The following is a 23,962-nucleotide window of genomic DNA, read 5'->3' on the forward strand; positions in this document are numbered from 1 at the left end:
ACCACATTGAGGGACAAGATTTGACATCCGCTCTAAGGCCGTCAGTGGAAGTGCACTCTATTCAAATCGATGAGCGCGAAACTCACCATGCATCGTTGCGTTATAACGCCGCTATCCACGCAAGCATACCTGGCTGGCGTCGTTGCTTTCATGTCTGGACCAACTGCGAAGCCACGAGGTCGTATTGTCCTTTGTCTGATAGCTAGTCTCGCCAGCAGTTCGGCGGCGCCGAGTCGCGAGATCTCTGGCCCAAGAAGCCCCAGCCCCGATGAGCTCGATGAGGCAACAAGCAGAACAATTTCGGATCCGGCCATCACATTCCGAAGCGGGCGGCCCAAGGGAGCAGCGCGCCTTTCTAGGAGCTCCTTGCCAAAAACAGCTTCGACCACAATTAAGCGCGACGTTGCCATGGAGACGGCCAAGAGCAGAATTGAAAAGCCGATCGACCCATTCGCAAAATTCGAGAAGCTTCGCGAAAGAGGTGGCGCTTTCACTGCTCCTGGTCCTGCGGACACGATAGATCAGGATACAGCTTCTCTCAGATCCCAATTTTCGGATCTCGGGATTGGATTTGCTGGCTGGACGCTAAACACGTTTGTCGACAATGAACTCGGCAATGGCGCCAGAAGCACCATCGCCAATCAGCAATATGTCGGCCAGAATCCGACATTTAGTACGGTCAACTCTATGATCGTTACTTATGACCTCGCTCGGCTTGGAATTCCCGATGGTCAGTTCGTGGTCGGAGCCGAGCATCAACACTGGACATGGCAGAGCGCTGGGCCAGATCGGCTGGGCCTCAATGCAGTTTCTTACTATCAAACGTTATTCGACAGAAGGATCGAACTCAAAGTGGGCTACCTCAGGAACCAACATGAGTTTGCGGGCGCTGGAGACAAAGTGTTCGGACCCTCATCGAAAATGCTGTTCCAAGCTGGCATGAGCAACAATTGGGCGCCAACGCCGGCTCTTAATCTGAAGTACAATCTTGATGATCGCCTATATAACAAGCTCTCAATCCAGCGCTCGGTCAGTCCAGCAGGACAATATGCGCATGTAAGCGAGAATCCCACTGGCTTGAACTGGAGCACGCGCGACGCAGGCATTCTTTTGCTTGATGAGCTTTCCTACAGGAACAAGCCTACTCCGGGTGTAATGGAGACTTGGCTGCGGGCTGGCGCGGGCTTCAACAACAGCCGCTACACGGACCTGCAGCATCCGACAGAAGCGACGACCAAGGCCAACAGCGTCTACTATGTAGGTGCGGACAGGCAATTCTGGCAGTCTGCCGTCCACGGCTCGGCATCTCGCGGAGTCTATGGCGGGCTCTCTGCAATGTATGCTCCGCCTGACCTAAATAGAGCTAGTCAATACTACGAGATTCGCCTTTATGCGAAGGGCCTATTGGACAGCCGGCCCACAGATCAGATGAGTCTTGTTGTCAGCAATACCATCTGGAGCCATGTCGCGGTGGACGCTGCACTGGCAAAAGAACAGCTGGCGCACCGTGACAGTACTGCTATTTCAGGACTGTACACGGCGCATCTGGCGCCGGGGATATATACAACCGTAGGACTGACCTACATCAATCACCCGACAAGCATTACCTACACACCGCAAACCGGACACGCCCTGAATATGTTAGTATCTACGTCGGTATTCTTCTAAGGGCTCAGGACTGGGCGTGAATTCACCGGCATGTAGTCGAAATCACAATCGTTCCCTTTCAACGGCTTGGGCAGGTCATCGCGGCGTTTTGCTATCTCTGTGCTCCTGGCGCGAGGCCGGGTACCGCGTGAATTTAGGCATGTCCAAGGTAGCCTGCTGTTGGGAATGGTAGCTTGGAGCCTTTGCTGATTCGGTCTACGAGCGATAGACCGACGCCGTATCGCGCAAAAGTCGTATCCTCTTGCGGAGCGACATTGTTTCACGTTAGCTGCTCCTGCAGCTCGTCAGACTCGCGTCCGAGCTCTTACTCTGCCATGACAACGCCGAAATCGTGCCCTCGGAGATTCCCGCGACGAGATTTGGTAAGTGGAACCGCGACACAGATGCCAAAATTCAGCCAGCTCCGGCAATCGCGCTCTGTCTGTCCGACGGTCGTGCCGTCGTCCGAAAGGCGATGCGCAAGGTCGGCGGAAACGCACCCCCTTCCGTGGGAAAGTCAACCGGACGCGGCCGGATGACTCGCGCCACTCGGCGCTGAATCATTTTCGGCCGGACGAGATGAGCTTGAGCATCTTACTTCAGCACGTAGGTCGCCTCCCGGGTCTGCGCGCGCGTTAGCTCCTCCCATCCAATTGCGCGTGGCGTTCTGCTCGGCTTAACTTCTCTTCCCAAACATCTATTCGCGCGAACATGCGACAAGGCCAGTGCAATTATGTGAATTTGCCGCGCACTGCTAGGCAACTTTCGTGGACGGGTGCTTCGTCATCTTGAGGCGCGTCACACTGCATCGACCATCGACACTGACGGGCGCGTCACCATCGAGTGTGGCACGATGAACGACGCGATGCTGGTCACCGTAATCGTTAAGGGCATAATGCTGTGTTGCGCGATTGTCCCAAATCGCGACATCACCTTCTTTCCAGGTCCAGCGCACGGTATTTTCGGGCGCCGTGATATAGGACTGGAATAGTTGAAACAGCTTCTGGCTGTCGCGTTTTGGGATATCAATAAACCTTTGCACCAGATCGCCGAGCACCAGCGCGCGCTCGCCGGTCTCGGGATGTACACGGACCACCGGATGCTCCGTCTCATAGATTGTTTTGGTAAAGACCTCATCAAAATGCTTCTGATCGATGTCGCGAACACGGCAGGTCCCGGCGTAGTCGAAGGCGTTGCTGTGAACGGTCCAGAGTTCGTCGGCAAGCCGTTGGAGCGGCCGCGGCAGATCGAGGTAGGCCGCCACAGCATTCGACCAAATCGTATCGCCGCCGGACGATGGGATCACAATAGCTCGCAGCACCGCAGCTTTGGGATAAGCCGCTAGAAAGGTTCCATCGGTGTGCCATACATCGGCTCGGCTACCTCCACGCGCGGAATCAAGCTCGAGGATCGAGGTCGTTCCATTGATCGTACCGAGTGTGGGATGCGGCACCAGCTTTCCCAAACAAGCGGCAAAGCGCTCCTGCTCCGCGTCATCAAGATGCCGCTGATCGCGGAAGAAGATCACTTTATGTTCGAGCAGCAGGCTATTGATTGCAGCGACGGTTTGGCTCGGCAAATCACCCGAAAGTTTGATATCTCTGATTTCAACACCGATGCGCGCGGCGCGCTTGACGACGTCGGTCGCTGGAATGACACGCTCGGTCGAAGCCGTTTCTTTCATTGCAATTTTTTCCAAGTTTTGCGGATTGTTCAAGCAGACGAGGGTGCATCTCACTCGCTTTCGATGACGAACCTCGCGCTGCGGGTACTCTTGAGCAAGCACCATGCCAGTCGGACACGAGCTGTGAACGTCAGGTTGATGATCCGAACAGCTTGCCAGGAGCTCGATGGCACCTCCAATCCTCTTGCAATCCGAACCCGCAAATACACCAGAGGTGAAAACTCTGAGGCTAGCGCCCCGGTCCAGGGCGAAAGGCACGCAACACCGAGAGGAATTGTACCGCTCGGTACCCGAACAGAAACGCGCCATACGGCCTTCGTGCAACTTTGAGCAGCGAGCCGTGCGTGCCGTTCTCGTCCAGTATGGCACCTGCCCAACTGTTTGCAGCAATCGGCCAAATACGGGCCGCGTCTGCGAACGAGCCATCACCGGCTCTGAAGGTGTCCGGGACCTGCCCTGGCCGCGATCACTACCGGCTTAATCCGCTGGAAATGGAAGAGGAATAGATGACCTTGGAAGAGACCCAAACGATTGAACTACGGTTTCATCCAGGCGAAAGCCATTGACCCGCGGCAGTGGGATCGCGATGTTCTCGATGCACCGACGTCCGAGGGCGGTGAGGCAGATGCTCGGCATTGTCCCGGTGGCTTTGCCTAAGACGGCAAAGATATGTCCACTACCGGTCGTTAAAGGTGTTTCAATGTTGTCGAAGTAATTACCCTCGACGAGTGCTTGCACAGATGATCCAGCAACCACTGCATGGAAGACTCCGCAGCTGTGTTGCGCATTCGTGTTGTGGAAGTAATTGTTAACGAGATGGATAATGGCCTGCGCACCGTCAATGTGCGGCGCCCGCCCCGAGATCTCATGAAAATAGTTATTTGCGATAGTGATCGTCTCCGGGACACCAAGAAACAGGAGGTTCCAATAGTGTTTCCCGTTAGAATAGGAGGAATAGACATCGCTGCCATCGAAGTCGTTCCAGGAAGGCGTAATATTCGTCGTGGGGAAAAAGCCGCCGACAATCATCTGACGCCCGATATTGTGAAATCGGTTGTGATCGATCCACACCAGGTCGGCTCGTGCAATTGCAATAGCATCACCGGCAAATATCACGCCTTCATTGATATCACTGATGGTCAGGTTGCGAATAACGACGTTGCTGACCCCACCCCTTCACTTTGATTGTAGCGGCCGAGCCAATGCCGATCACCGTTTTGTTTGAGCCAATTTCCAGCGGGCGCTTGCCGGCCCTGTCGAATGCGGCCGACGTCTTCTCCTTGCCATCGCAATGCGCGTCGTTTCCATCGATAAGAAGAAGGGACTCACGCTTGTAAGGTGCCGAACAGGCACGGCCGTATTGGGACCCCTGCCCTTCGCCTCGCCCCTCCATACCGGTAAAGTCTATGGTTCCGATTACCTGGATCTCGCGCGAACTATCGTCATTGCACTGGCCGAAGCTGTACCACCGACATAACTCATAATTCAGAGCTTGGTTGATCTGACTTGAACTATCTCGCCTCCCAGCCCGCCCGTCGCTGCAGAGCCAAAGCCCATGATGGCCTCCGATCGCACATCGTTCGGTCCGAGGAGGGACGAGACGCCGAGGACGGCAGCAAGTCCGCAGAGCACGCGCAACGAACGCTTGATGTGCTCCATCGTGTGTTTCATAGGCATATGATGCTCTCTCTTACCTCCGCAATTCCGCACGACAACCTGAATTTTCGAGCCGAAATGCTGAACTAGACGGGGCCATCAGCATGCGGCGTTAACGCCATTAGATCGTCGTCAATAAGGCAGGCTGGTAACATCGGAAGCATGCTAAACAACGGTCGAGGTGTGCAGCCGCAGGCACCGTGCCAGATGGAATCGACCTGGGTAGCCATTGAGCGGCTCACGACTGATGAAAACAGCGGTCGATGCTTCGAGAACGCGGTCAGAATGAAAGCAACATCTTATCCCACGTTTCACCGTAACGCGCACGGCTCGAAGGCAACGGCGGGACCAGCTTGCAACCGCGCTCTTTGATTTGCGCCTTCGACGCTTGATGGGCTAGCTGCCCTAAGGCCGTGGAATGCAACTATCAAACCTGGCTGTTCCTGTGATCCCGAATGAGGCGTACCGCAGTTCAAATCATGAGACGCCCGGCTTCCGTCGGGCTGTCTGGGAGCTTCACTGATGTACACGCCGTCCTGCTTCCAAGTTCTCGATATCGCCGGCCTTCAACAAACAATGCGCGAGGCACGGACAGCGACACTGGTCACCGCCACTCACGAGGGGCTTGTTGGAACGTTGCTGCCCGTAGTACTCGACGAGAGCGCAGGCTCGATGGGCACGATTTACGCGCACGTGGCGCGTGCTAATCCGCAGTGGAAGCTGACACCAACCGGAGAGGCGATGGCAATTTTCGCTGGGGCGGAGGCCTATATCAGCCCTTCATGGTACGTGACCAAGCACGAGAGAGGCGAGGCCGTACCAACGTGGAACTATGTCGCTGTGCATGCCTACGGACAAGTTGAGTTCTTCGAGGATTCCGATCGGCTCCGCGAGGTAGTCACGCGGCTGACCGATGTACATGAGCGCTCAAGCAAAGACCGCTGGGCGGTCTCGGACGCACCTGCCGATTTCATCAAAGCGGAGCTCGAGGGGATTATCGGCCTGCGATTGCAAATTACACGGCTAGATGGCTCACGGAAGATGAGCCAGAACCGCAATGCCGCGGATCGCGCCGGCGTCATCGAGGGCTTATCCAAGAGCAACCGTGAGGAAGACCGTCGTGCGGCTCACCTCATTCCGAAAGGATGACGAACCCGATCGAGGTATTGTAAACGAACCGGTGTCACGTGGACTTCCTCCACTTCCTCGACTGCTGTCCTTCTGCACAACCACGCGCGGGCGGCGGGTTTCTGCTCGCGGCAGGTGCTTTACACAGCACAGGAACGCGCGGCGTCCGCGAGCGGCACCGCGAACGCCCAAGCCGCTAGGCCAACTCCAGCTTTTATGGCGTGCAAGTCTCAAGAGATTTGCAAGGAGCCCTCCAAGCGTCTGGAATCTGACATTGCGGTCAGATTGCAGACTCTCTGACACTTCACGACAATCTGCGGTCGCGCACACTCCCGACGGGCAGCAAGAAACGCGAATGTCTCACATTTGCAAGGTCGCGCAGCTCACCTCTGTCACAATGATCGGGGCTCCCGGACCACCTGCTCGACCTCGAATTCGGCCTAAGACGTCCAAGAGACCTGTTTCGCCTGCTCGACGCCCTCCGGCGCAACGGGTATGCTGAACTGAAAGAAGGCCCCGCGAGGATCATTGGCGCCCGCCCAGATCCGGCCCCCATGCGCCTCAATAATGGAATGGCAAATGGCCAGCCCCATGCCCATGCCTTCTGACTTGGTGGTGTAGAACGCCTCGAACATACGGTCTGCGCTGTTTGGATCGAGTCCTGGACCTGTATCCCGAAAGCTGACCAATACATTATTCGAGCCATCTGTGCGCGTCGTGATCAGTAATTCGCGCTCGCCTTCGTTGATCTCGCTCATAGCCTCGATGGCATTCGTGATCAGATTGAGAATCACCTGCCGTACCTGAACGCGATCTGCCCGAACGAGCGGCAAAGCCTCAGGCCGTCGGGTTTGCACCCACACATCATTTTGTGCAAGTTCCGCGCGGACTAGGGCCAGCACCTCTACGATCAATTCGTCAATTGCAAGAAGCTCCGTTTGCATAGGAGCTTTATTCATTAGAGCGCGGATCCGCCGGATCACGTTTCCTGCGCGCATACTGTCACGGACAATCAAACCGAAGGTCTGCCGAACCTCTTCCAGATTTGGCGGTTGAGCACCGAGCCAATTTAGCCCCGCCCCCGCATTACTGCTGATCGCGGCAATCGGCTGGTTCACCTCATGGGCGATCGAGGCGGCCAGCTGTCCCATTGTCGTGATCCGATTGGCGTGTGCAAGGCCCATCAGAGTCTCGCGATAGCGCCGTTCGCTTTCACGGGCCTCCGCTTCCGCTCTCTTTCGTTCTGTCAGGTCTAAGACGAAGCCAACAGCTTGGTGCTCTCGCGCATCGAACACGGCGAGGCCAATCAGCACCGGCACCCGACTGCCATCCTTCCGAACATACTCTTTCTCGAACTGCTGAACAGCTCCGGTCCTTTTTGCTTCTGCGCTAGCATCCATTGTGCGCTCGTGCCATTCTGGAGGCGTCAGATCAAGACCGTTCACTCGGCCTGCGAGGAGATCTTCTTGGTCGTATCCAACCATCGTGAGAAAGGCTTGATTTGCTTCGATGATCTCGCCCCCTTCGTGAATGATAAAGATTCCGATGATGTTAGCGTCGAGCAAGCGCCGGATTTTCGCCTCCCGTTGCTGAACTTCGCTGTACAACCGGCTGTTTTCGAGCGCTGTTGCAGCTTGAGAGGCAAGCATTTTCTGCATTGACGTTCGGGCAGCCGAGAATATGCGCGGTGCGAGATTATTCTCCAGATAAAGTGCGCCGATCAGCTTGCCCTGCGTGATCAGTGGCAGGCAAAGAATAGAACGCGCCTTGCGCTCGCGGATATACGGATCTTCGGCAAATGAAGGCTGGGCGACAGCATCTTCTAGAACGACGTTTTCGCGGACACGTAGCACAAAATGCAGCACGGATTCGGGAAGAGCCATCGGGGTTACGGGGTGTTCATCCACCTTTACAAGGAGCGTATTTGCTACCGTTGTGGCCTCCGCCTCGATCCGTGGCTGGCCTCCATGCAGCAGAATCAGCAAACCGCGTTCGGCGCCGGCCTGCTCAATGGCCGTCCGCATAAGCGTGTCGATTAATTTCTCGAGCACCATCTCGCCGGAAATGGCTTGCGAGACTTTTGTCACCGTCGCCAGATCAAGATGCTCAACCGGAGCTCCGATCGTCATGCCATTCACGGCAAGAGGGGCCTGCTGATGCATGAGATGTGGATGCAGCTCCTCGAGTTGACGCACCTTACCATCCGCTCCCCAACGAAGGTAGCCGCGCCGCGCGTCCTGCAGGTAAACCCGGGAGATCCTGCCAAAACCGCGTGCAGCATAAAAGCGCGCGGCAAGTTCACAAGCGATCCCCTCGTGGTGGGGGAAACCGTTACGTCCTGCGGTTTGGATTGAGTGTTCGTACAGTCGCATTGCGTCTGCATCCCGGCATTCCAGCCTCGCAATTTCAGCTCCGACCAAGGCAGCCCGATTCTCGAAGTTGTCGGGGCAATTCGTCGCCCATGTCTGCAGTTGCCTGTAATGGGCATCAATGATATGTCGGTGTGGCTGTTGTTCGCCTTCGCCCAGCCTGTCGCAATAACACGAGTGAGACAGCGCACCGTAAAAGTGAAACTCCGCGGTCAAGGGCTCTGTTGGTATGGTCCATAGTTTGGGCTCGGCCTTCGAGCGAGCCTCAACAGCTGCAGCATAATCGCCGGATAGGAAGCGCGCCTGAAGTTTGCGGATCCAGTAGACGGTTTCGCTAGGTGACTCCGGACTTCCTGCCAACGATCGTTCAACGTCTAGCTCGTCAAATTGTTGGTCATCGAAGCAACCGAGTGAGCGCGTGAGGCCGCGCATGGTTCTGATGATTGCGAGCTGAGCGGCTACCGCCTCAGCAGCAAATTGTACCTTTCTGTTCCGGATCGTAGCAGCGCTTTTCTCTAACTGGTTCTGTACCTCTTTCAGGTGATCTCCGGCCATCATCATACTTGAGGTTAGATGGACCGAACTGTACGCCTCATAGATGACATCACCGCTACTGACCGCGGCTTCGAGGGCTCGCCGGATCAAAACTCGGCCGTCTCTAAGCGGCTTCGTCCACGGGATCACGTTGCCTCCGACGGCCAAATAGACGTGAGCCCGAAAACGAGAGAACTCACCGCGATCAACCAGGTCGCAAGCAAGACGACCAAATTTATCAGCCGCTTGGTAGTCACCGAAGCGTCCGGCCGAGATTCGGCCTAGCCATGCGTAATGGGCGCAGGAAGCATCAGTGTTGCCGTATTCGAGGCTGATGGTGACCGCTCGGCAGATCACCAAAGCGGATAAATTGGCGTCTGTGAAGCCTGCCGGCGGAACAATCCGCGTCAACACGGCAAGTGTGGCAAGCGTGGCCTGGTCTGTCATTCGAGGCAAATCAGCAAGATCTTCGATTGCGTCGGGCAGCTGTGACCACATCCGCTGATATTCGGCCAGCATTTCCTGGTCCGTCGGACGCTGCGACCAATCGATGCCGACGTCGCGAAGATATTCGAGACCTATGAGCACTGCCCGGCCGTGCTGACCTAGCGTCAAGTAAAGATCGACCCGCAAACATGCGACCGTTGCTCGTTGGGGCCCGTTCAAAGCGCGCTTCGACAGTGCGGACAAGAGACGCTCTGCAATCTCCAGCTGGCCTACCAAGAATTCGCATTCGGCCCGGCTGGTCTCGAGTGCGAACGCGAGTTCATGGCGCGTTTGCCAAGAGTGCTCTGCGAGCAGCGCAGTACCGACGGTGAAATATGAGAGTGCCGAGGCGTAGGCCGCCGCCCCCCTGGCACGCTGCCCTGCGACCAAATTCAGCTGCGCAAGCTGCTCTAGCTCCGGATGGGAAGTGATTAGTGCGACACCTCGATTGAGCTGACTGACGATGTCGAAGATGGCCTCTTCACGTTTGTCCACAGGAACATGTGCCGCAAGCATCCGACCGATCCGCAGATGGGAAGGAGCGCGCGAGGATTCCGGCATCAGCAAGTAGGCCGCCTCTTGAACGCGATCGTGGACGAAGCGGTAAGCTGTCCCATGCCGCACAATCAGTTCCCGCCGAATTGCCGGCCACAGGGTCGCGTGCACCTGCTGCTCTGCAATTTCCAGCACAATCGCAAGGTCCGCCGTCCCGGCGATGTTGCCGAAACAGGCCAGCTGTTGCAGCGCGCACTGCGTTTCCTTGGGCAGCCGGATGAGCTTGCCGAGCATCAGATCGACGACGTTCTCGGTGTATGCTTTTGCGTTAATGCGCTGCAGATCCCAACGCCAGCGCGCCGACTCGTGATCGAACGTCAACAGCTGCTCTCCGGCCAGTTCAGACAAGAATTGAATGGCGAAGAACGGATTGCCCATCGTCTTCTGATGCACCAGGGTCGCAAGCGGGGCAGCGCGTTTTGGTCCGCAGCGAAGGGTATCCGCGACCAACTGCGCGACGTCGTCTGCGCTGAGCGGCGATAGCGTGATCTCCTGTAGATTTAGGCCGGCTCTCCGCATGGGCTCGAGCTTGCGTTTGAGCGGATGATCTGCATCAACTTCATTGCTGCGGTAAGCTCCAATAAGCAGCAGGTGCAGATCCGGCTGGGCCAGCAGATCCTCGATCACGTCGAGTGTTGCGGCGTCACACCACTGCAAATCGTCGAGGAAGAGCACCAATGGATGGGTCCGCCGGGCGAACACGCCAATAAAGCGACGAAGCACGAGCTGGAAACGGATTTGCGCTTGACGGGCTGGAAGCTCAGCAACCGCGGGCTGCTCCCCGATAACCAGGCTCAGATCGGGGATCAATTCGACGATCAGCCGTCCATTCCCAGCGAGCGCCTCCCGGAACGCTTGCCGCCAGGTCGCGAGTTCGCCCTCACTTTTGCTGAGAAGAGGACGCACAAGGCTCTGAAGGGTCTGCACTAGTGTCGCAAAGGGCACATCGCGCTTCACTTGGTCGAATTTGCCTGATGCCAACAGCCCGCGCGAGGGCACGAGTACTTTGTGTAGCTCTTGGACAAGCGAAGACTTACCGATGCCGGAATAACCGCCAACCAGCACCAACCTCGGCGCGCCGCTCTTCACCGCGCCATCGAAAGAGCCAAGCAAAGTCTCGATCTCGCGGGCTCTCCCATAGAGCTTCTCGGGGAGGATCAACCGATCAGGTGTGTCGTCTGCGCCAAGCTCAAAAGGCTCGATGCGACCATGGTTGGCCCATGCTGCCAGACAGTGTTGCAGATCGTGTTCAAGGCCAGCGGCAGTCTGGTAGCGTTCCTCGGCGGTTTTCGCGAGGAGTTTCATCACAATGTGAGAGATTGGCGCCGGGACATTTTGCGATTTCTCGAGGGGCGGTGTTGCTTTTCTTGCAATATGACAATGAATCCACTCCAACGGGTCTGAGCCCGTGAACGGCAGCGCGCCGGTCAGCATCTGGTAGAATATCACGCCAAGTGAATAGAGATCACTGCGAGAGTCGACTGAGCGATTCATTCGTCCGGTCTGTTCGGGCGCCATGTAGGGCAGCGAGCCGGCGATGAACTCGGCAGGCTCAGGCGGCACCCGCTCGCGGGAAAGCCGGGACGCCAGCCCGAACCCGGTGAGTCGGACTTGTTCGTCAGGACAATTGACCAGAATGTGACCGGGTTTCAGGTCCTTGTGGATTAAGCCGCGGCGGTGAAGCTTGCCCACGGACCTCGTGACACCGATAGCAAGGCGCAGGAAGCGCTGAGGCTCCATGCCGATTCCAACTAAGTTTAGCAGCGGCTCCCCGCATGGATCCTCCAGCACCAGCATGGTACGACCAGCCTCCCGGATGAGTTCCAGAGGCCGCACCGCCCATGCCTCATCTAGCTCCTCTCTCAGCTCATACTCGTGGGCGAGGCACTCGATCGTGGCGGGGTGTTCCGCGGTGGGCCTCACGAGAAGCACGACAGCCTTGCTGCCGTTGATTTGCCGCCACGCACGGCAGAACACACGACCTCCGTCCCTCCACAGGGGCTGGATGTCGTTGTCGAGATTTGAGCCGAACACAGTTCGACTGGGAGGGTCGCGCGGCATTTGCCTGACCAGACTAAGAAGACGCGAGCCAAAATCTGACACATAAGGGGCGCCCTTGTGAAGGAACTTCGCAAAATTCGCCGCAGGTCCGGATCAAGGCCGCCAAAGAGTAGCCCGCAGCAAGCACAATATAACGGACGCACGCTATATGTTAGAGCCCGATCGTGTCGATCGAGCGCAGCCCTGCGCGCACGTCCAGCCCGGGCGGCGGCTCCGGACTACCTAGCGCGCCGGCGCGGAAGGAGTCCTTCGTGATAGAGCGGCTCAAGCCGAAGGCTTCCCACGCCAGGGACAGCGGCTCGATTGACGCGTGGCCGAAAATGCCGCCACTAACAATGAAGTTGTTTGGCACGGCTAGTTTGAAGAGGAACAACTCGCCCGGCTGGAGCGCCCGAAAGTGCGTTCTGCCGCTGGTTGCTACAAAAACTTCGTTTGATCTGCTTCCGGTTGATCGCTTCCCTTTGGCAGGTTAAAGATAGCTGGAATACTGGGCTCGCCCTCGGATTCATATTTCAAGGCGGCGGCACGGACAAAGCCTGGCAGCAATCCTCTTGAGGCAAACGTAGGAGACGGTTGTCGCCGGTCCAGCGGCGATCGAACCTCTCGACCACGAGCACACGGTTGCCTTCAAGCTCCTCGATCGCAATGGCGGCGCTCGGAAGTCCGAGAGCTGCTGTCAGCTTGAGGCAGAAGAACCCATTCTCGACGCTGTAGGAAAGATTGAGGCCGTTCGGCAGTCGGTCAATCCGCGGTTTGAGAATGTGCGTCGTGGCTGTAGTCGCCAGCGGCTTGTACCAACGCCCTTTCCAGAACAAGAGCACGGTCTTTTCTTGGGCGCCGGCGATCGAGATCCGAAAGTCCTCGTCCTCACCAAGCTCAAGGAGAGCCGATGCAAAGGTCGCCGAGAAGCCGGGCGATTCTCGTCGTCAACGGGTCTGCCGTCAACAGCCCCGGCAGCGCCCGGGTTCGATGCCGTCCGGCAGGAATTGCAATGGGCCGACGCAGTCCCGTCCGACACCAGTGAGTAGGTCGTAAGCGTCGATGCCCTGAGCGTGGACTCGCTCCGCCATACGATGGCGGATGGGCATGCTGTCGGGCAGGAGATTGTCGGAAACGGCGACGACAGCGGCACCGATATAGCGGTCCCTCACGCAGAGCAGAGATAGCGACACGGGCAGCGCATGCTCCCAGGCAAGCCAGGACGGATCGTACTGAAAGTCGATTGCGCCGACGAATGGTGTCCTGCAATGCGCGTTCACCGGCTTCGGATGAGGAGAGCACAAGGTTCGCTTTGTGGGCAATCTCGGATCGGCACATACTTTGATCCGTCATCTCCTCGACGAAGATGGGTGCGCTGCCTAAAACCCAGCGACGCTCCTTACAAGCTCGGTTCCAGCCAGCCCTTCTTCGATAGCCCTTTCGAACGGAGACGGCTGCGATCCTGAACAACGTGTTCCTTGCCCTGACCAAGGCCGGCCACCAGCCTTGGGTTGGCGAACAACCCCGCAATCTCAGCATGACAGTGGGCCGTTAAGACGATCTCGTTCACGCTCGACCACCCGGGGCCAGGACGCAGGCCAACGGACGACTCCAAACACCGCATGAAGCTTCCGAAACCCTCCGACTGGAGATCCCAGCCACTGGAGAACAGCGGAACGCCTTCTCGCCCCAGTCGCGCTGCGACAGATCTAACTCTCGATCGATCTACAAGACATATACAACGTGACCCTACGTACGATTCAAGCCTTTCCCGTCCTGTGTGAAGTAGCAGGGAGTCACCATCTACTTTGGCTGCTAAACGAGTCTCAGTTTTGCCACGCGGGTCACATCATCTGGGACACCATCACCACGGATGTACTGGCGATGTGGGGCGAACCCGGCACACTTCTTCTCAAAGGAGTGCGCCGGGCCGCCTTAATGAGTTGCGCCGGAAGATTGATGAGCTAGTGGGCGGTTGGCGGCTGCTCCAAGCGGACCGCTCGAGCCAGTTTCAGCCCTATACTGCGGCATTGAGGAGCTAAGCTTCGAATCAGCGTGCTCGATACGCACCTATGGTGCCCGCCAATCCCGCGAATGCGCCCTCTCCATCTGAATTACACACATCATCTTCGGATACGAGCAGCGAAGCAATCGGCAGGACGCACGAACGTGGGCGCCCCCGCAGCTCGAGATGATTACATTTCCTACAAAGCACGACCGAAAGGACTTGAATCGCACCATGCGTCAGGTTGTACGAAGCCGATGCAAGGTGCTTTCCCAAGCTCGGAAAAAGACGCAACTCACAGGCGCTCTGACGACGCAAAAAAGAATTTATGTGCTGATGCCGCTGCTACTCGTTCTGATGTCCATTTTCTTTACTGCGGGTGCGATAGTCTACGCCGCATGCCGATCTCAACAACGCCGGCGCGATCGGCGCATGCACAGGCACATTCGCCCCAATTCGCTCAGCTCGCGCCCCCGCGTGCAGCTACCGAGGCGGCGAGCATTTTGATCCGGCCGCTTAACGAGAGTCTGCCGACGCCTCATGCGCCTGAACGGGGATGCCAAGCGGCACCCGCCGCCAGCTAGAGCGAGCGCCTCAACTTGGCTGCTGATTGATTTGATCAATGCCGCCGGGCCGTTCCAACGGGACGGCGGACAGACGGAAGCCAGTTCTCGACCACTCGGGCCCTTTTTGCTAGACTTTCGTGATAATGTCTTACGCACGCAAACGGCTGGCCGTTCGCATACCTGGAAGATCTCAGAGATTTGCACTGCGCGAAAGCTCCTGAGAAGGCCGCCACGAGCAACCTTTGGTCGTGGCTCCACGGAACTTCTACCACGATTGCAAAAGTGAGGCTTTTATCGTGACCAAGCGCTCTGAACCGCGGAAGCAAGCCGCAACTGTCGAAGGGCCGGAGGTGAGACCGAGCGTGTTGGTCGTCGACGACGACCTCTCAATGCGCGAATCGCTCGTCAACCTGTTTCGTTCGATCGGTCTAGACGTTGTTGCTTTCGGATCGGCCCAGGAACTGCTCCAGAGCGAGCTTCCTGATGTTCCCAGCTGCCTTGTGCTTGATATCAGACTGCCAGGCTTGAGCGGGCTGGAGCTCCAGATTGAATTAGCCAAACTGAAGGTTCACATCCCCATTATTTTCATCACCGCTCATGGCGATATTCCGATGACCGTCAAAGCGATGAAGAATGGAGCAATCGATTTTCTCGGCAAGCCGTTTCGCGATCAGGAACTGCTCGATGGAGTGGTCGCAGCGATCGAACAGGATCGCAAGAGACGAGCTATAGACAAGGTTGTCACGAAGCTGCAGTCCTTGTTCGAGGCTCTAAGTCCACGAGAGCAGGATGTCTTGAGACTGGTCGCCACGGGCCTCTTGAACAAACAGGTAGCCGCGGAACTCGGGCTTGCCGAGATTACAGTCAAAATCTACCGGGGGCACGTGATGAAGAAGATGGGTGCTCGATCACTAGCCGATTTGATTAGAATGGCGGAGAGGCTGGGAATTGGGACCGACCGTTTCAGAGTACAAACCTAAGTATGATTTTACAATTTCTTCGTACACGCGCACCCTTCAGCTGGCCGCCATGCTTCGGCCAGTGCCTTCGCCCAACCAGGACGGGTGGTCTTGTCTAACACTATTTCCGTTGTCGACGATGATCCTTCAATTCGTGTCGCGCTGAACAACCTCTTGAAATCACAGGGCCGCATCGTTCATACGTTTGCTTCGGCCGAGGAATTCCTGGAGTCGTCTCAATTGAACAGCACGTCCTGTGTAATTGCAGACGTGCAGATGCCCACGATGAGCGGCTTTGAACTTTTAGAACAGATGCGGGCCCAAGGCCACGCTGCGCCATTCATTTTGATTACTGCCTTCGCGGATGATCGCACGCGAGCCCGCGCTTTGAGCGCCGGCGTGACCGGCTTTTTCGCTAAACCGTTTCCCGCTCTGGAGTTGATGGCCTGCGTCGATGAAGTACTCCGCGAGCACTGTCCCGGAACAAACGCCTGAAAGCGGGGCAAGCAATCTGGACCAAGCCGCGCCCGCGCGGCGCTCACGATGTCGATCAACGCGCGATTGCTCGTGCTTACCCCGCGCCAGTGGCGACCATCACCTTTTGATGTAGCCGCACTCCTGTCGCTGTTGTCGCACTTTCGACGTCTGGTTGAAGCACTTGCTAGTCCGGGCCCCTGACAACATGCCTCCCGTATGATCGCGTAATCCGACGAGGCCGAAGCGCTCGTCGCGTTAACGCAGGAGCGCGCGATCTTGAGTGCGACAACTCATTGCTGAGTTCGGCGCGAAAGTGCCACGGATCCGGCCGCCGAGTTTGGGGGAAAAGGAGGCGGCGATCGCGGCCAACATCACGGAGTTTGTCAAGACGTTCGCTGCGGAATTCCGAGAAGCCGCAAAGACGTATGTTGGCAGATCGAATGTTGGCGGATCGAACGGTTTGCACCGCCAGATCCGCTAAATTCGGTTCGATCCCAGCAACTCTTCGGACTGAAGCACCGGAAGCTTACGCATCCGTTGGAATGGCAACACAAGTGCCGCTGGCAGATTCGATCTCAAGCCATGCCTTTGCTGCCGAATCCATCCACGCCGACGACTGCCCGGCGATTGTGTCGACCAAGCGCAAGGCCAAAACCGGTCGGGCGGCGGGCGTGTCCTTCTAGTCCCTGAGACCGTGGCCTGAGCATGTCGCTTCCGGCTCGCGGTATCCTGACGCAAGGTACCGCACGCATGCGCAACGTCTTCCCGCGCGGCTAGGTAAACCTGTTCGCGAAAGATGACTTAACACGGGGGCCGTCGCTGGATGGGGACGAAGCTACTAGAGATGGTAGCTTTGTTCCGCCTGGTTCTCAGGTAACCCGTTGGAGCTGATTTTTAGATGCGCTACGCGCAACCCAAACGATGCCGAGAGGCGCGGAACCCGCGGTCATGGCCTGCCAGTCCTGCACGATGTTGGCCCGCGTTGTTTCATCGGGCAGATTGTCTGGTCGACGCGACGACCGCATGGTTGGAGTACACAGGGGAGCCGAATGAAGACAATTGAAACGCTAGAGTCCAATGTGCGTGCGTACTCACGTTCCTTTCCTGCTGTCTTCAATGGGGCGCGCGGTTCAATTATGTTCACAGAGGGCGGCCGAAAGGTCATAGACTTTCTGTCTGGCGCTGGAACGCTAAACTATGGCCACAACAATCAGCAGATCAAAGCAGCAATCAGCGACTATCTGGAGTCGGACGGGGTCGTCCACGGCTTGGACATGGCCACTCCAGCAAAAGTCGAATTCATGGAGACCTTTAGCTCTGTTATTCTTCGGGAACGGAATCTTTCCTACCGCTTTCAATTCACCGGGCCTACAGGAGCTAACGCCGTTGAAGCAGCTCTAAAGCTCTCGCGTAAAATCACAGGGCGTCACAACGTCATTTCTTTCACGAACGGATATCACGGCCAAAGCTTGGGAGCCACAGCCGCGAGCGGTAACCGCTTTTACCGTAAAGCCAGCGGGATTCCCTTATCCGGCACAACTTTCATGCCTTATGATGGGTATCTTGGCTCCTCGTACAGTCCGGCGGATTACGTTCGAAAGGTGTTAATGGACGAGAGCAGTGGTACTGATCTTCCAGCCGCCATTCTCGTCGAAACCGTGCAAGGAGAGGGAGGCATTAACGTCGCCGGCAAGGAATGGCTGCAGTCAATGCAGGCTTTGGCAAAAGAGGTCGGAGCTATTTTCATAGTTGACGATATCCAAATGGGCTGTGGTCGCACAGGTGAGTTCTTCAGCTTCGAGTTCGCTGCGTTGTCGCCAGACATTGTCGTGATGTCGAAATCGCTGAGTGGTTACGGCTTGCCATTGTCGATGCTCTTGATCAAGGAAGCGATCGACGCATGGGAACCAGGCGAGCATACGGGAACATTTCGCGGAAACAACCTTGCACTCGTTTCCGGCAAGGCGGCATTGGATCTGTATTGGCGCAACCAGACGTTCTCGCAACAGATCCAACGCTTGGGTGCATTTATGCGGCGTCGACTCGATGCTATCGCGCATCAGCACGGAAACGAGTTTGCCGTTCGTGGACGCGGCATGGTATGCGGCTTCGATTGCAAAACGAGCGAGATCGCAGAGGCGACGTCACGGAGAGCATTTGTGAAGGGATTGATTATCGAGCGATGCGGACCGACGGATCAGGTTGTCAAGTTCCTGCCTGCACTTACGATCGCCGAAGAAACGTTGGAACAAGGACTCGATATATTCGAGGAGTCATTGACTGAAACCTTGAAGTTGACCCGACCAAGCTAACCTGCCGGCACACGAGAGACACTGGTCCTAGCGACAGCATCGCCGTCAACGACACTGGCGTCGGCCCTTGCTTCGCGCCGAAACGGTCAGGGGTTGTGAGGCAATAATGTGGAGCTAACGCCTGAACGCCAGCGCTGTTTGTGATCCGCTGAGTCGCTGGTGCGCGAAGAACGCCTTGCTCCCTGCTTAGTCCGCAACACGTGAGTGTGGAGCCCCCTAGGTCCGCCGAAGGCGACCTCGTTGGCGGAGCGGAGTCGAATGGTGTAGTAGGCCTTCAAAGTGCTGCGCGAAGAGTTATTGAATGACGATCGCATCTAAGCCAGTCCACAAGTGAGGAGAGTCCGCCCGCCGCTGCGATCTACCGCCTCATCCCCACGCCAAGCTCAGCTGATATTGATCGAGAAGCCTGCCTCGGCGACGTCGCGCACGCGCATCTGACCGTGCTCTTTCACGCACTCCTGCGTTAGATCTGGGCTTCTTGGAGCATTAGGTCATGTTGCTCGAACGCAGTTGGTCATCCGCCCAAGTACGATCAACCAGGCCTCCCCCGGATGCACATAAGCGACGAGCTTCAGCTAGAGATGGTACTCCACACGCGCAGCCCGTTTCACGCCTGGCCTTCATGAGCACGGGTCCATCACACGGGTGCGGACTTTGTCAGGACCGTAGACATTCCGCAGCTGCGATCCAGCCGAGCCGTTTACACCATAAATGCGGCAGCAATCACTGCGGCGGCGGCTTTACGACAAAAGTCGTCACGGCAAGCGCGGTTCAGGCGTGAGTTGCACGAAGCCGAACGAGCAGCTCAATTCAAAAGCGTTGGTCCTCGGCTTTTGCTCCACAACTCGGAGCACCGATATCCGTGTGCCCCCCAGCCCGATGCCATAGCCCCAAGTTGGCGTGATCGAGTTCAGCTATCAGACGCCCCGTTAGCTTGATCACCCCGGCGTCGACGGGACCAAATGTCGACTATGCTGGGCGAACCGAAGAAGCCCGACGCATCTGCCGGGTCCGAGATGCGTCGGGCTGAGTGGGAGACTGAGTGCGACAGTCTTCCTCCCAGAGCCGCGTCTGCAACTAGCATGCCGTGCCCGCACTGCTAGCCCAGCGTCTCAAACCAAATATCGGCTCTCTGCCGCACAGTTTGCTGAGGCGTACAGAGATGCTCGGCCCACGGCTAGTTCCTCAAGGCCTAACCAGTTGAGCTTGTTGCCCTTCCAAAAACTCCCACCATCACCTTTCGTTTCAACCAAAAATGAGGCAGAAGAAGCGGACAACGGGCCGCCGGCTCATCAACAACAGATATCTAGATGTTTGATAGATTGCAACGCGTGACTGGAATAATGGCCCCGAGCTCGCGCACGACCGGGGCAAGCGATCGAGATCTGAGCTTAGATTTCGCGAAAGGTGCGCTCATTGTCTTGGTAATCGTTGGGCACCTGATCCAGTATGTCATCTATCGAGACGGCGGCTTTTGGTATTCGCCGTACTACAAAGCAATCTATATGTTTCACATGCCACTCTTTATGGCGATAAGCGGCTATCTTTCTTCTCGATCGTTGCTGCAGAAGTCGTTCACTCAGGCCGCCATCGCCCGTGCGACGCAGCTCTTACTGCCCATGCTGTTTTGGTGGGCGCTCATGGAGACAGCTAAGTCAGCGGCATTGTGGCGCGCGACCAGCCTAACTACCGGACTTTTCGAATTTGTAGACGATCTTGCCGGCACATACTGGTTCATCTGGGCCACGTTTGTTTCTTACCTTCTCATCAAGATACTCACCAGGCTGAGCCACCGATCGTTGGTCATATCTGGCTCAGCGATACTGATTGCACTCGTTCCTCTGACGTTCTCCATATCACCCTTGATCAGGTTCACTTACCCGTTCTTCTGCTTGGGATTCTTGTTTGCTCAATCGAACGAACGATGGACGACTACATCGCGATCTCACAAGCCGCTCTTGATTTTATTTCTCTCGGTCTTGACTTGCGTATGTTTTGTAGCCTGGGGCAAGGACACTTATGTCTACAATAATCTTGGACTAATTCACGATTTTCGGTCGGCCAAAGACGTGCTTCTGATGTTTGTTGGCGCTGCAGCTGCCTCAGCAATCGCCATCGAACTCTTGCTGCAATGCTGGCGCTTTAGCCACTCAACCCGAATCGCCCGCTTTATAGCTATGGAGTTGGGCCAGACCACGCTGCTGCTCTACCTTGTCCAGGGTACCGTGTTCCGTCTAATGGATTTCATACAGCTCGGAGAACTTTGGGATCTCACGACCCAGTTGATCATCGCGGGTCTGCTCGGGGCGGCAATTGTTGCGATCGCGCTAGTGGTCCGCTCGACTGTTCGCGGCGTTCCATATCTGTCTCAGCTCGTCCTTGGAATGCCACCGCGGTCAGGTCTCCCGCGAGCCAAACCCGCAATGAACTAGCTGTATGCATTTGATCGTCCGAGTACGGCAGGATGTTGCGATGGCATCGCCTTGTGCTGCCGCCGGAATAGCGTTCGAAGCCCGATCGGGCGGCGTCGGCGTCCACCGGCCGAGCCGGTCGGCATAGAGTAACGTAACATGCGAGTAACCATCGTCCATTTCGGCACCTTATGGCAAGGCACTCTCAACTCGTTCCGGAAGCCGACGACAACTCAGACTCCTTAGTCTTGCGGAGCCGCGCGCGTCTTCAGGCCAGCGCATCGGCAGCGTCATAGACGCCCGCATATATTTCGTGCAGGTCTCCTGGTGTTACACAATATGGCGGCATCACATAGATCGTATTACCGAGTGGGCGCAGCAAGAGATTGCGCACTTTAAAGAAGGCGTGAAGCCTCGGGCCGACGCCTGCGAATGGCCGGTATCTTTCGTCTTCAGATCGAGTGCACTGTGACGGTGCCGCTACGGCGAACGTTTGCAAAGCGCGGATCGCCGCGGAATGGTTCAATTGCCTGCTCTTGCATGGTTGCTAGCGCAGCAATGCGTCTGACTTGTCTTTCCACAATTCCAGGTTAGCCTTGGCGGCGGCACAGGCCAGCGGATTTGCCGTGGACGAACTCGAGTGAAGGAATGTGCGTGTACGGTCTTTCGAGTAATGAGCATCGAAAATCCCTGGCCAGCACAGTGTCACAGCGAGCGGCAGCGCCCCTACCGTGAGGCCCTTGAATAGCACGCTCGATCTGGCACAACATTGGCCTGCTCACAGGCGAAGATTGTTCCGGTGCGGGCTCCAGCCCGTCATGACCTCATCGGCAATGAACAGGACGTCCGACGCCTCGCAGATCCGCTTCATCTCACTTAGCACCCAAGTTTGGTACCTCAGCATTCCGCCTGCCTCAACACCAGGCTCGACAATAAGGGCTGCGCGATTTTCGTGTCGACATGCTGATTCAAGCGCATCAAGCGTTGCCTGCTCACGACCGCTCGCAGGGAATGGCATTGAGGTCAGGTCGAACAGGAGCGGTCCGTACGCCGCGTTGAAGACACCGCGGGCACCAATCGACATCGCGCCGAACGTGTCGCCGTGATAGGGGTGCTGCATGACAACGATGCGTGTTCCCTGTTTGCCTCTATTGTGCCAATAGCCGAGTGCCATGTTCAAGGGCGACTTCAAGCGGCTGAGCCACTGTCCGAGTAGAACACATGGTCCAAGCCTTGGGGTATGAGTTTCAAAAGGAGCCGAGCGACCTCCTCGGCAGGATCATGCGTGTAGCCGGCGAAAATGACTCGCTTCAATTTGCCGGCCTGTTCGTGAATCGCGCTCACGATCTGCGGATGGCAATGGCCGTGAGTGACGACCCACCAGGATGCGACTGCATCTATGATTCGATGATCATCCGCAGTGTGGAGATAAGCACCGTCGCTACGCACAACCTTGGTCATCTCTGGTGAAGCGCATGCTGCGCGAATGGATGCCAGATTGGCCACCGGTTGTTTGACTTCATGGCTGGAAGTCGCTGGAAACGAACGACTCTTTGAAGACGAGGCTGTCTGCCGTCAGAGGAGAAATCCAGGGCAGTCGGCCTAACCAACGCACCCGCGCGATGTCACAAATTGCGCTTTCAGTTTCAGCATTTCTTTCCCCGATAATGCGATCCCAAGAATGTCGATCTGGCGCTTTCGCAACCCCTCAATCGGCAGCAGGGAGTGATTGATGGTCCCGAGTAGCGTGCGGGCGCGGAGCACGACGGGAAGCCGCCACCGCTCGAAGATGTCGATGTAGAGTGGGCTACGGTTCAGCGGCACCATCAGCCCGCCGGCGCCTTCGATGACGAGCGGTCGCTTCCCGGGCTGCGGCCCGATGAGCGAATCCGGGGTCGATGCGAATTCCGTCTATCTCGGCCGAATGATGCGGGGAAGCGGGTATTTTAAGGCGGTAAGGCTCCGGAACGATCCGATCAGCCGGAAGACCGCTCAGCCGTGCAACCAGCTGGCTATCGGTCTCCCCTTCAAAACGATTCTCGCCAACGATATAGGGCAGGATCTGCGAATTCGAAGGACTTCTCTCGCCTCGCACAGCCATCTCCCGATGCGTGAACGCGACCAGCTTCGTCAGCCGTTCTTCGCTCCGGCTCCTCCTGCAGGATCAACAGAGACTCCCGCACGGCCACCGCCATCAACAGCGACCGAGCGGTCGCGAAGATGAACGGGCGACAGCGATTGATCGTGCGCAGCACGCCAGAGGCGGTGACAAGCGCGCCGGAAGCTCCGAGCGCCTTACCGCAGGTATGAACAACGAGTAGATTCTCGCGTCCTTCATAGGCCGCCGTGAGCCCTCGCCCTTGCTCGCCGTAAACGCCCGTTGCATGAGCTTCGTCGACAACCATGAACGCGTCGTGCAGGTGCGCGATCCCGAGCAGGTCTCCAAGCGGTGCGACTTCGCCATCCATGCTGTAGAGGCTCTCGACTACGATCCAGACCCGCCCGGCTCCTGCGGCGGGGCGCCAGTCGCAAATTGCGCTTTCGATAGCCCGCGGATTGTTATGAGCACTGATTCGAAACGCTGCTCGGCCCGTTCGCGCTCCTTCATGAATACTGGCGTGAACCGGCGAATCAAGGACGAGCAGGTCGTCTTGTTGCGCAGCCTTGTCAGCACAGCAACATACCCGCAATGACGGAATTAATTCATCACTCGCTGAGCAACGATGGACGCCGCAAAACTCCCAACGGGCCGGACAGGGTCTTCCGCGTTGGCTTGTGGGTTCAAACTTGCAGGATGGGATTTTCTCGATCAGCCGGCACAATGCGCGGCCTGAAGATGCTCGCATCCTCCTCGTCAAGTGACGCGTATGCAACAATACTTATCTTATCTGCGGGCATCGCCAGTCGCGCCGCCGCACCGTTTACGTCTACGGTGCCGGCCCCTTGTGGCGCTTCTGTCACAAACGTTGCAAAGAGTGTTCCCGTCTCGAGGTTGTACAGTTCGACGCGAACGTTAATCGGATACCGGCCGCGTCCAGCAGCGCGCGATCAATCGAGATCGAGCCTTCATAGTGCAGGTCGGATTCAGTGACCGAGGTGCAATGAATCGTTCCCTTCAATCAGGACAATCTGC

14 protein-coding genes and 3 pseudogenes are annotated in these 23,962 nt (G+C 57.0%); 7 read left to right on the forward strand and 10 right to left on the reverse strand.

The window, feature by feature from the left end; genetic code table 11:
• The first annotated feature begins 366 nt into the window (after positions 1-366).
• Positions 367-1,668 carry a carbohydrate porin gene (locus AC0L3C_RS26550; RefSeq protein ID WP_473409370.1) on the forward strand — a complete coding sequence of 434 codons (1,302 nt, stop codon included), beginning with the start codon at positions 367-369 and terminating at the stop codon, positions 1,666-1,668.
• Positions 1,669-2,401: 733 nt separating this feature from the next.
• Here the strand turns inward: AC0L3C_RS26550 and AC0L3C_RS26555 are convergent.
• Together AC0L3C_RS26555 and AC0L3C_RS26560 are read right to left on the reverse strand one after the other, a co-directional pair.
• Positions 2,402-3,331 (reverse strand): TauD/TfdA dioxygenase family protein, encoded by a 930-nt coding sequence (locus AC0L3C_RS26555; RefSeq protein WP_473409371.1) that lies wholly within the window; start codon positions 3,329-3,331, stop codon positions 2,402-2,404.
• A 477-nt stretch (positions 3,332-3,808) separates the two neighbouring features.
• Positions 3,809-4,402 (reverse strand): hypothetical protein, encoded by a 594-nt coding sequence (locus AC0L3C_RS26560; protein WP_473409372.1) that lies wholly within the window; start codon positions 4,400-4,402, stop codon positions 3,809-3,811.
• Between the two features lie 1,107 nt (positions 4,403-5,509).
• On the opposite strand from AC0L3C_RS26560, the gene AC0L3C_RS26565 reads away from it, so the two are divergent.
• Positions 5,510-6,136 carry an FMN-binding negative transcriptional regulator gene (locus tag AC0L3C_RS26565; RefSeq protein WP_007600152.1) on the forward strand — a complete coding sequence of 209 codons (627 nt, stop codon included), beginning with the start codon at positions 5,510-5,512 and terminating at the stop codon, positions 6,134-6,136.
• A 419-nt stretch (positions 6,137-6,555) separates the two neighbouring features.
• On the opposite strand, the gene AC0L3C_RS26570 is transcribed toward AC0L3C_RS26565, so the two are convergent.
• The 4 genes from AC0L3C_RS26570 to AC0L3C_RS26585 all read right to left on the reverse strand — a co-directional run bounded on the left by AC0L3C_RS26570 (position 6,556) and on the right by AC0L3C_RS26585 (position 13,669).
• A complete protein-coding gene (locus AC0L3C_RS26570; RefSeq protein WP_473409373.1) occupies positions 6,556-12,120 on the reverse strand; it encodes a trifunctional serine/threonine-protein kinase/ATP-binding protein/sensor histidine kinase in 5,565 nt (1,854 codons plus the stop codon).
• Between the two features lie 512 nt (positions 12,121-12,632).
• On the reverse strand, positions 12,633-12,941 hold the full coding sequence (locus AC0L3C_RS26575; RefSeq protein ID WP_473409374.1) for a HipA domain-containing protein: 309 nt from the start codon (positions 12,939-12,941) through the stop codon (positions 12,633-12,635).
• Between the two features lie 120 nt (positions 12,942-13,061).
• The gene (locus AC0L3C_RS26580) at positions 13,062-13,379 is read right to left on the reverse strand and encodes a HipA N-terminal domain-containing protein (protein WP_473409375.1); all 318 of its coding nucleotides are present in this window, start codon (positions 13,377-13,379) and stop codon (positions 13,062-13,064) included.
• Between the two features lie 119 nt (positions 13,380-13,498).
• Complete coding sequence (locus AC0L3C_RS26585) at positions 13,499-13,669, reverse strand: hypothetical protein (RefSeq protein WP_473409376.1); 171 nt, start codon at positions 13,667-13,669, stop codon at positions 13,499-13,501.
• A gap of 1,351 nt (positions 13,670-15,020) precedes the next feature.
• Between AC0L3C_RS26585 and AC0L3C_RS26590 the strand changes: the two genes are divergently transcribed.
• The 5 genes from AC0L3C_RS26590 to nolL all read left to right on the forward strand — a co-directional run bounded on the left by AC0L3C_RS26590 (position 15,021) and on the right by nolL (position 20,850).
• The gene (locus AC0L3C_RS26590; RefSeq protein ID WP_088941395.1) at positions 15,021-15,650 is read left to right on the forward strand and encodes a response regulator transcription factor; all 630 of its coding nucleotides are present in this window, start codon (positions 15,021-15,023) and stop codon (positions 15,648-15,650) included.
• An 84-nt stretch (positions 15,651-15,734) separates the two neighbouring features.
• The gene (locus tag AC0L3C_RS26595) at positions 15,735-16,124 is read left to right on the forward strand and encodes a response regulator transcription factor (protein WP_473409377.1); all 390 of its coding nucleotides are present in this window, start codon (positions 15,735-15,737) and stop codon (positions 16,122-16,124) included.
• 524 nt (positions 16,125-16,648) lie between these two features.
• Entirely contained in the window at positions 16,649-16,789 is a 141-nt protein-coding gene (locus AC0L3C_RS26600) for a hypothetical protein (RefSeq protein ID WP_231189053.1), read from the forward strand.
• Between the two features lie 366 nt (positions 16,790-17,155).
• Positions 17,156-18,418: a diaminobutyrate--2-oxoglutarate transaminase gene (gene ectB / locus AC0L3C_RS26605; RefSeq protein ID WP_231189061.1), complete on the forward strand. Its 1,263-nt coding sequence runs from the start codon at positions 17,156-17,158 to the stop codon at positions 18,416-18,418.
• 1,310 nt (positions 18,419-19,728) lie between these two features.
• The gene (gene nolL, locus AC0L3C_RS26610; protein WP_473409379.1) at positions 19,729-20,850 is read left to right on the forward strand and encodes a nodulation factor fucose acetyltransferase NolL; all 1,122 of its coding nucleotides are present in this window, start codon (positions 19,729-19,731) and stop codon (positions 20,848-20,850) included.
• A 247-nt stretch (positions 20,851-21,097) separates the two neighbouring features.
• Here the strand turns inward: nolL and AC0L3C_RS26615 are convergent.
• The 4 genes and pseudogenes from AC0L3C_RS26615 to AC0L3C_RS26630 form a co-directional block, all read right to left on the reverse strand.
• Positions 21,098-22,352: pseudogene (locus tag AC0L3C_RS26615) on the reverse strand (adenosylmethionine--8-amino-7-oxononanoate transaminase).
• Positions 22,349-22,858: pseudogene (bioD, locus tag AC0L3C_RS26620) on the reverse strand (ATP-dependent dethiobiotin synthetase BioD); the annotation flags it as partial. The pseudogenes AC0L3C_RS26615 and bioD, both read right to left, overlap by 4 nt.
• Positions 22,857-23,675, reverse strand: a complete 819-nt coding sequence (locus AC0L3C_RS26625) for an aminotransferase class I/II-fold pyridoxal phosphate-dependent enzyme (RefSeq protein ID WP_473409380.1) — start codon at positions 23,673-23,675, stop codon at positions 22,857-22,859. The pseudogene bioD and the gene AC0L3C_RS26625, both read right to left, overlap by 2 nt.
• A pseudogene (locus AC0L3C_RS26630) lies at positions 23,611-23,948 on the reverse strand (aspartate 1-decarboxylase). The gene AC0L3C_RS26625 and the pseudogene AC0L3C_RS26630 overlap by 65 nt, the downstream one beginning before the upstream one ends.
• Positions 23,949-23,962 lie beyond the last annotated feature (14 nt).

It is taken from the genome of Bradyrhizobium sp. WSM4872, from assembly GCF_055811715.1.

Excerpts from the sequence above, each read along its gene's own strand:
- AC0L3C_RS26555 (WP_473409371.1), bottom strand. The coding sequence starts at position 3,331 with ATGAAAGAAACGGCTTCGACCGAGCGTGTCATTCCAGCGACCGACGTC.
- AC0L3C_RS26565 (WP_007600152.1), top strand. The coding sequence starts at position 5,510 with ATGTACACGCCGTCCTGCTTCCAAGTTCTCGATATCGCCGGCCTTCAA.
- AC0L3C_RS26570 (WP_473409373.1), bottom strand. The coding sequence starts at position 12,120 with ATGCCGCGCGACCCTCCCAGTCGAACTGTGTTCGGCTCAAATCTCGAC.
- AC0L3C_RS26600 (WP_231189053.1), top strand. The coding sequence starts at position 16,649 with ATGGCAACACAAGTGCCGCTGGCAGATTCGATCTCAAGCCATGCCTTT.
- ectB (WP_231189061.1), top strand. The coding sequence starts at position 17,156 with ATGAAGACAATTGAAACGCTAGAGTCCAATGTGCGTGCGTACTCACGT.
- nolL (WP_473409379.1), top strand. The coding sequence starts at position 19,729 with ATGTTTGATAGATTGCAACGCGTGACTGGAATAATGGCCCCGAGCTCG.
- AC0L3C_RS26625 (WP_473409380.1), bottom strand. The coding sequence starts at position 23,675 with ATGCGAGCATCTTCAGGCCGCGCATTGTGCCGGCTGATCGAGAAAATC.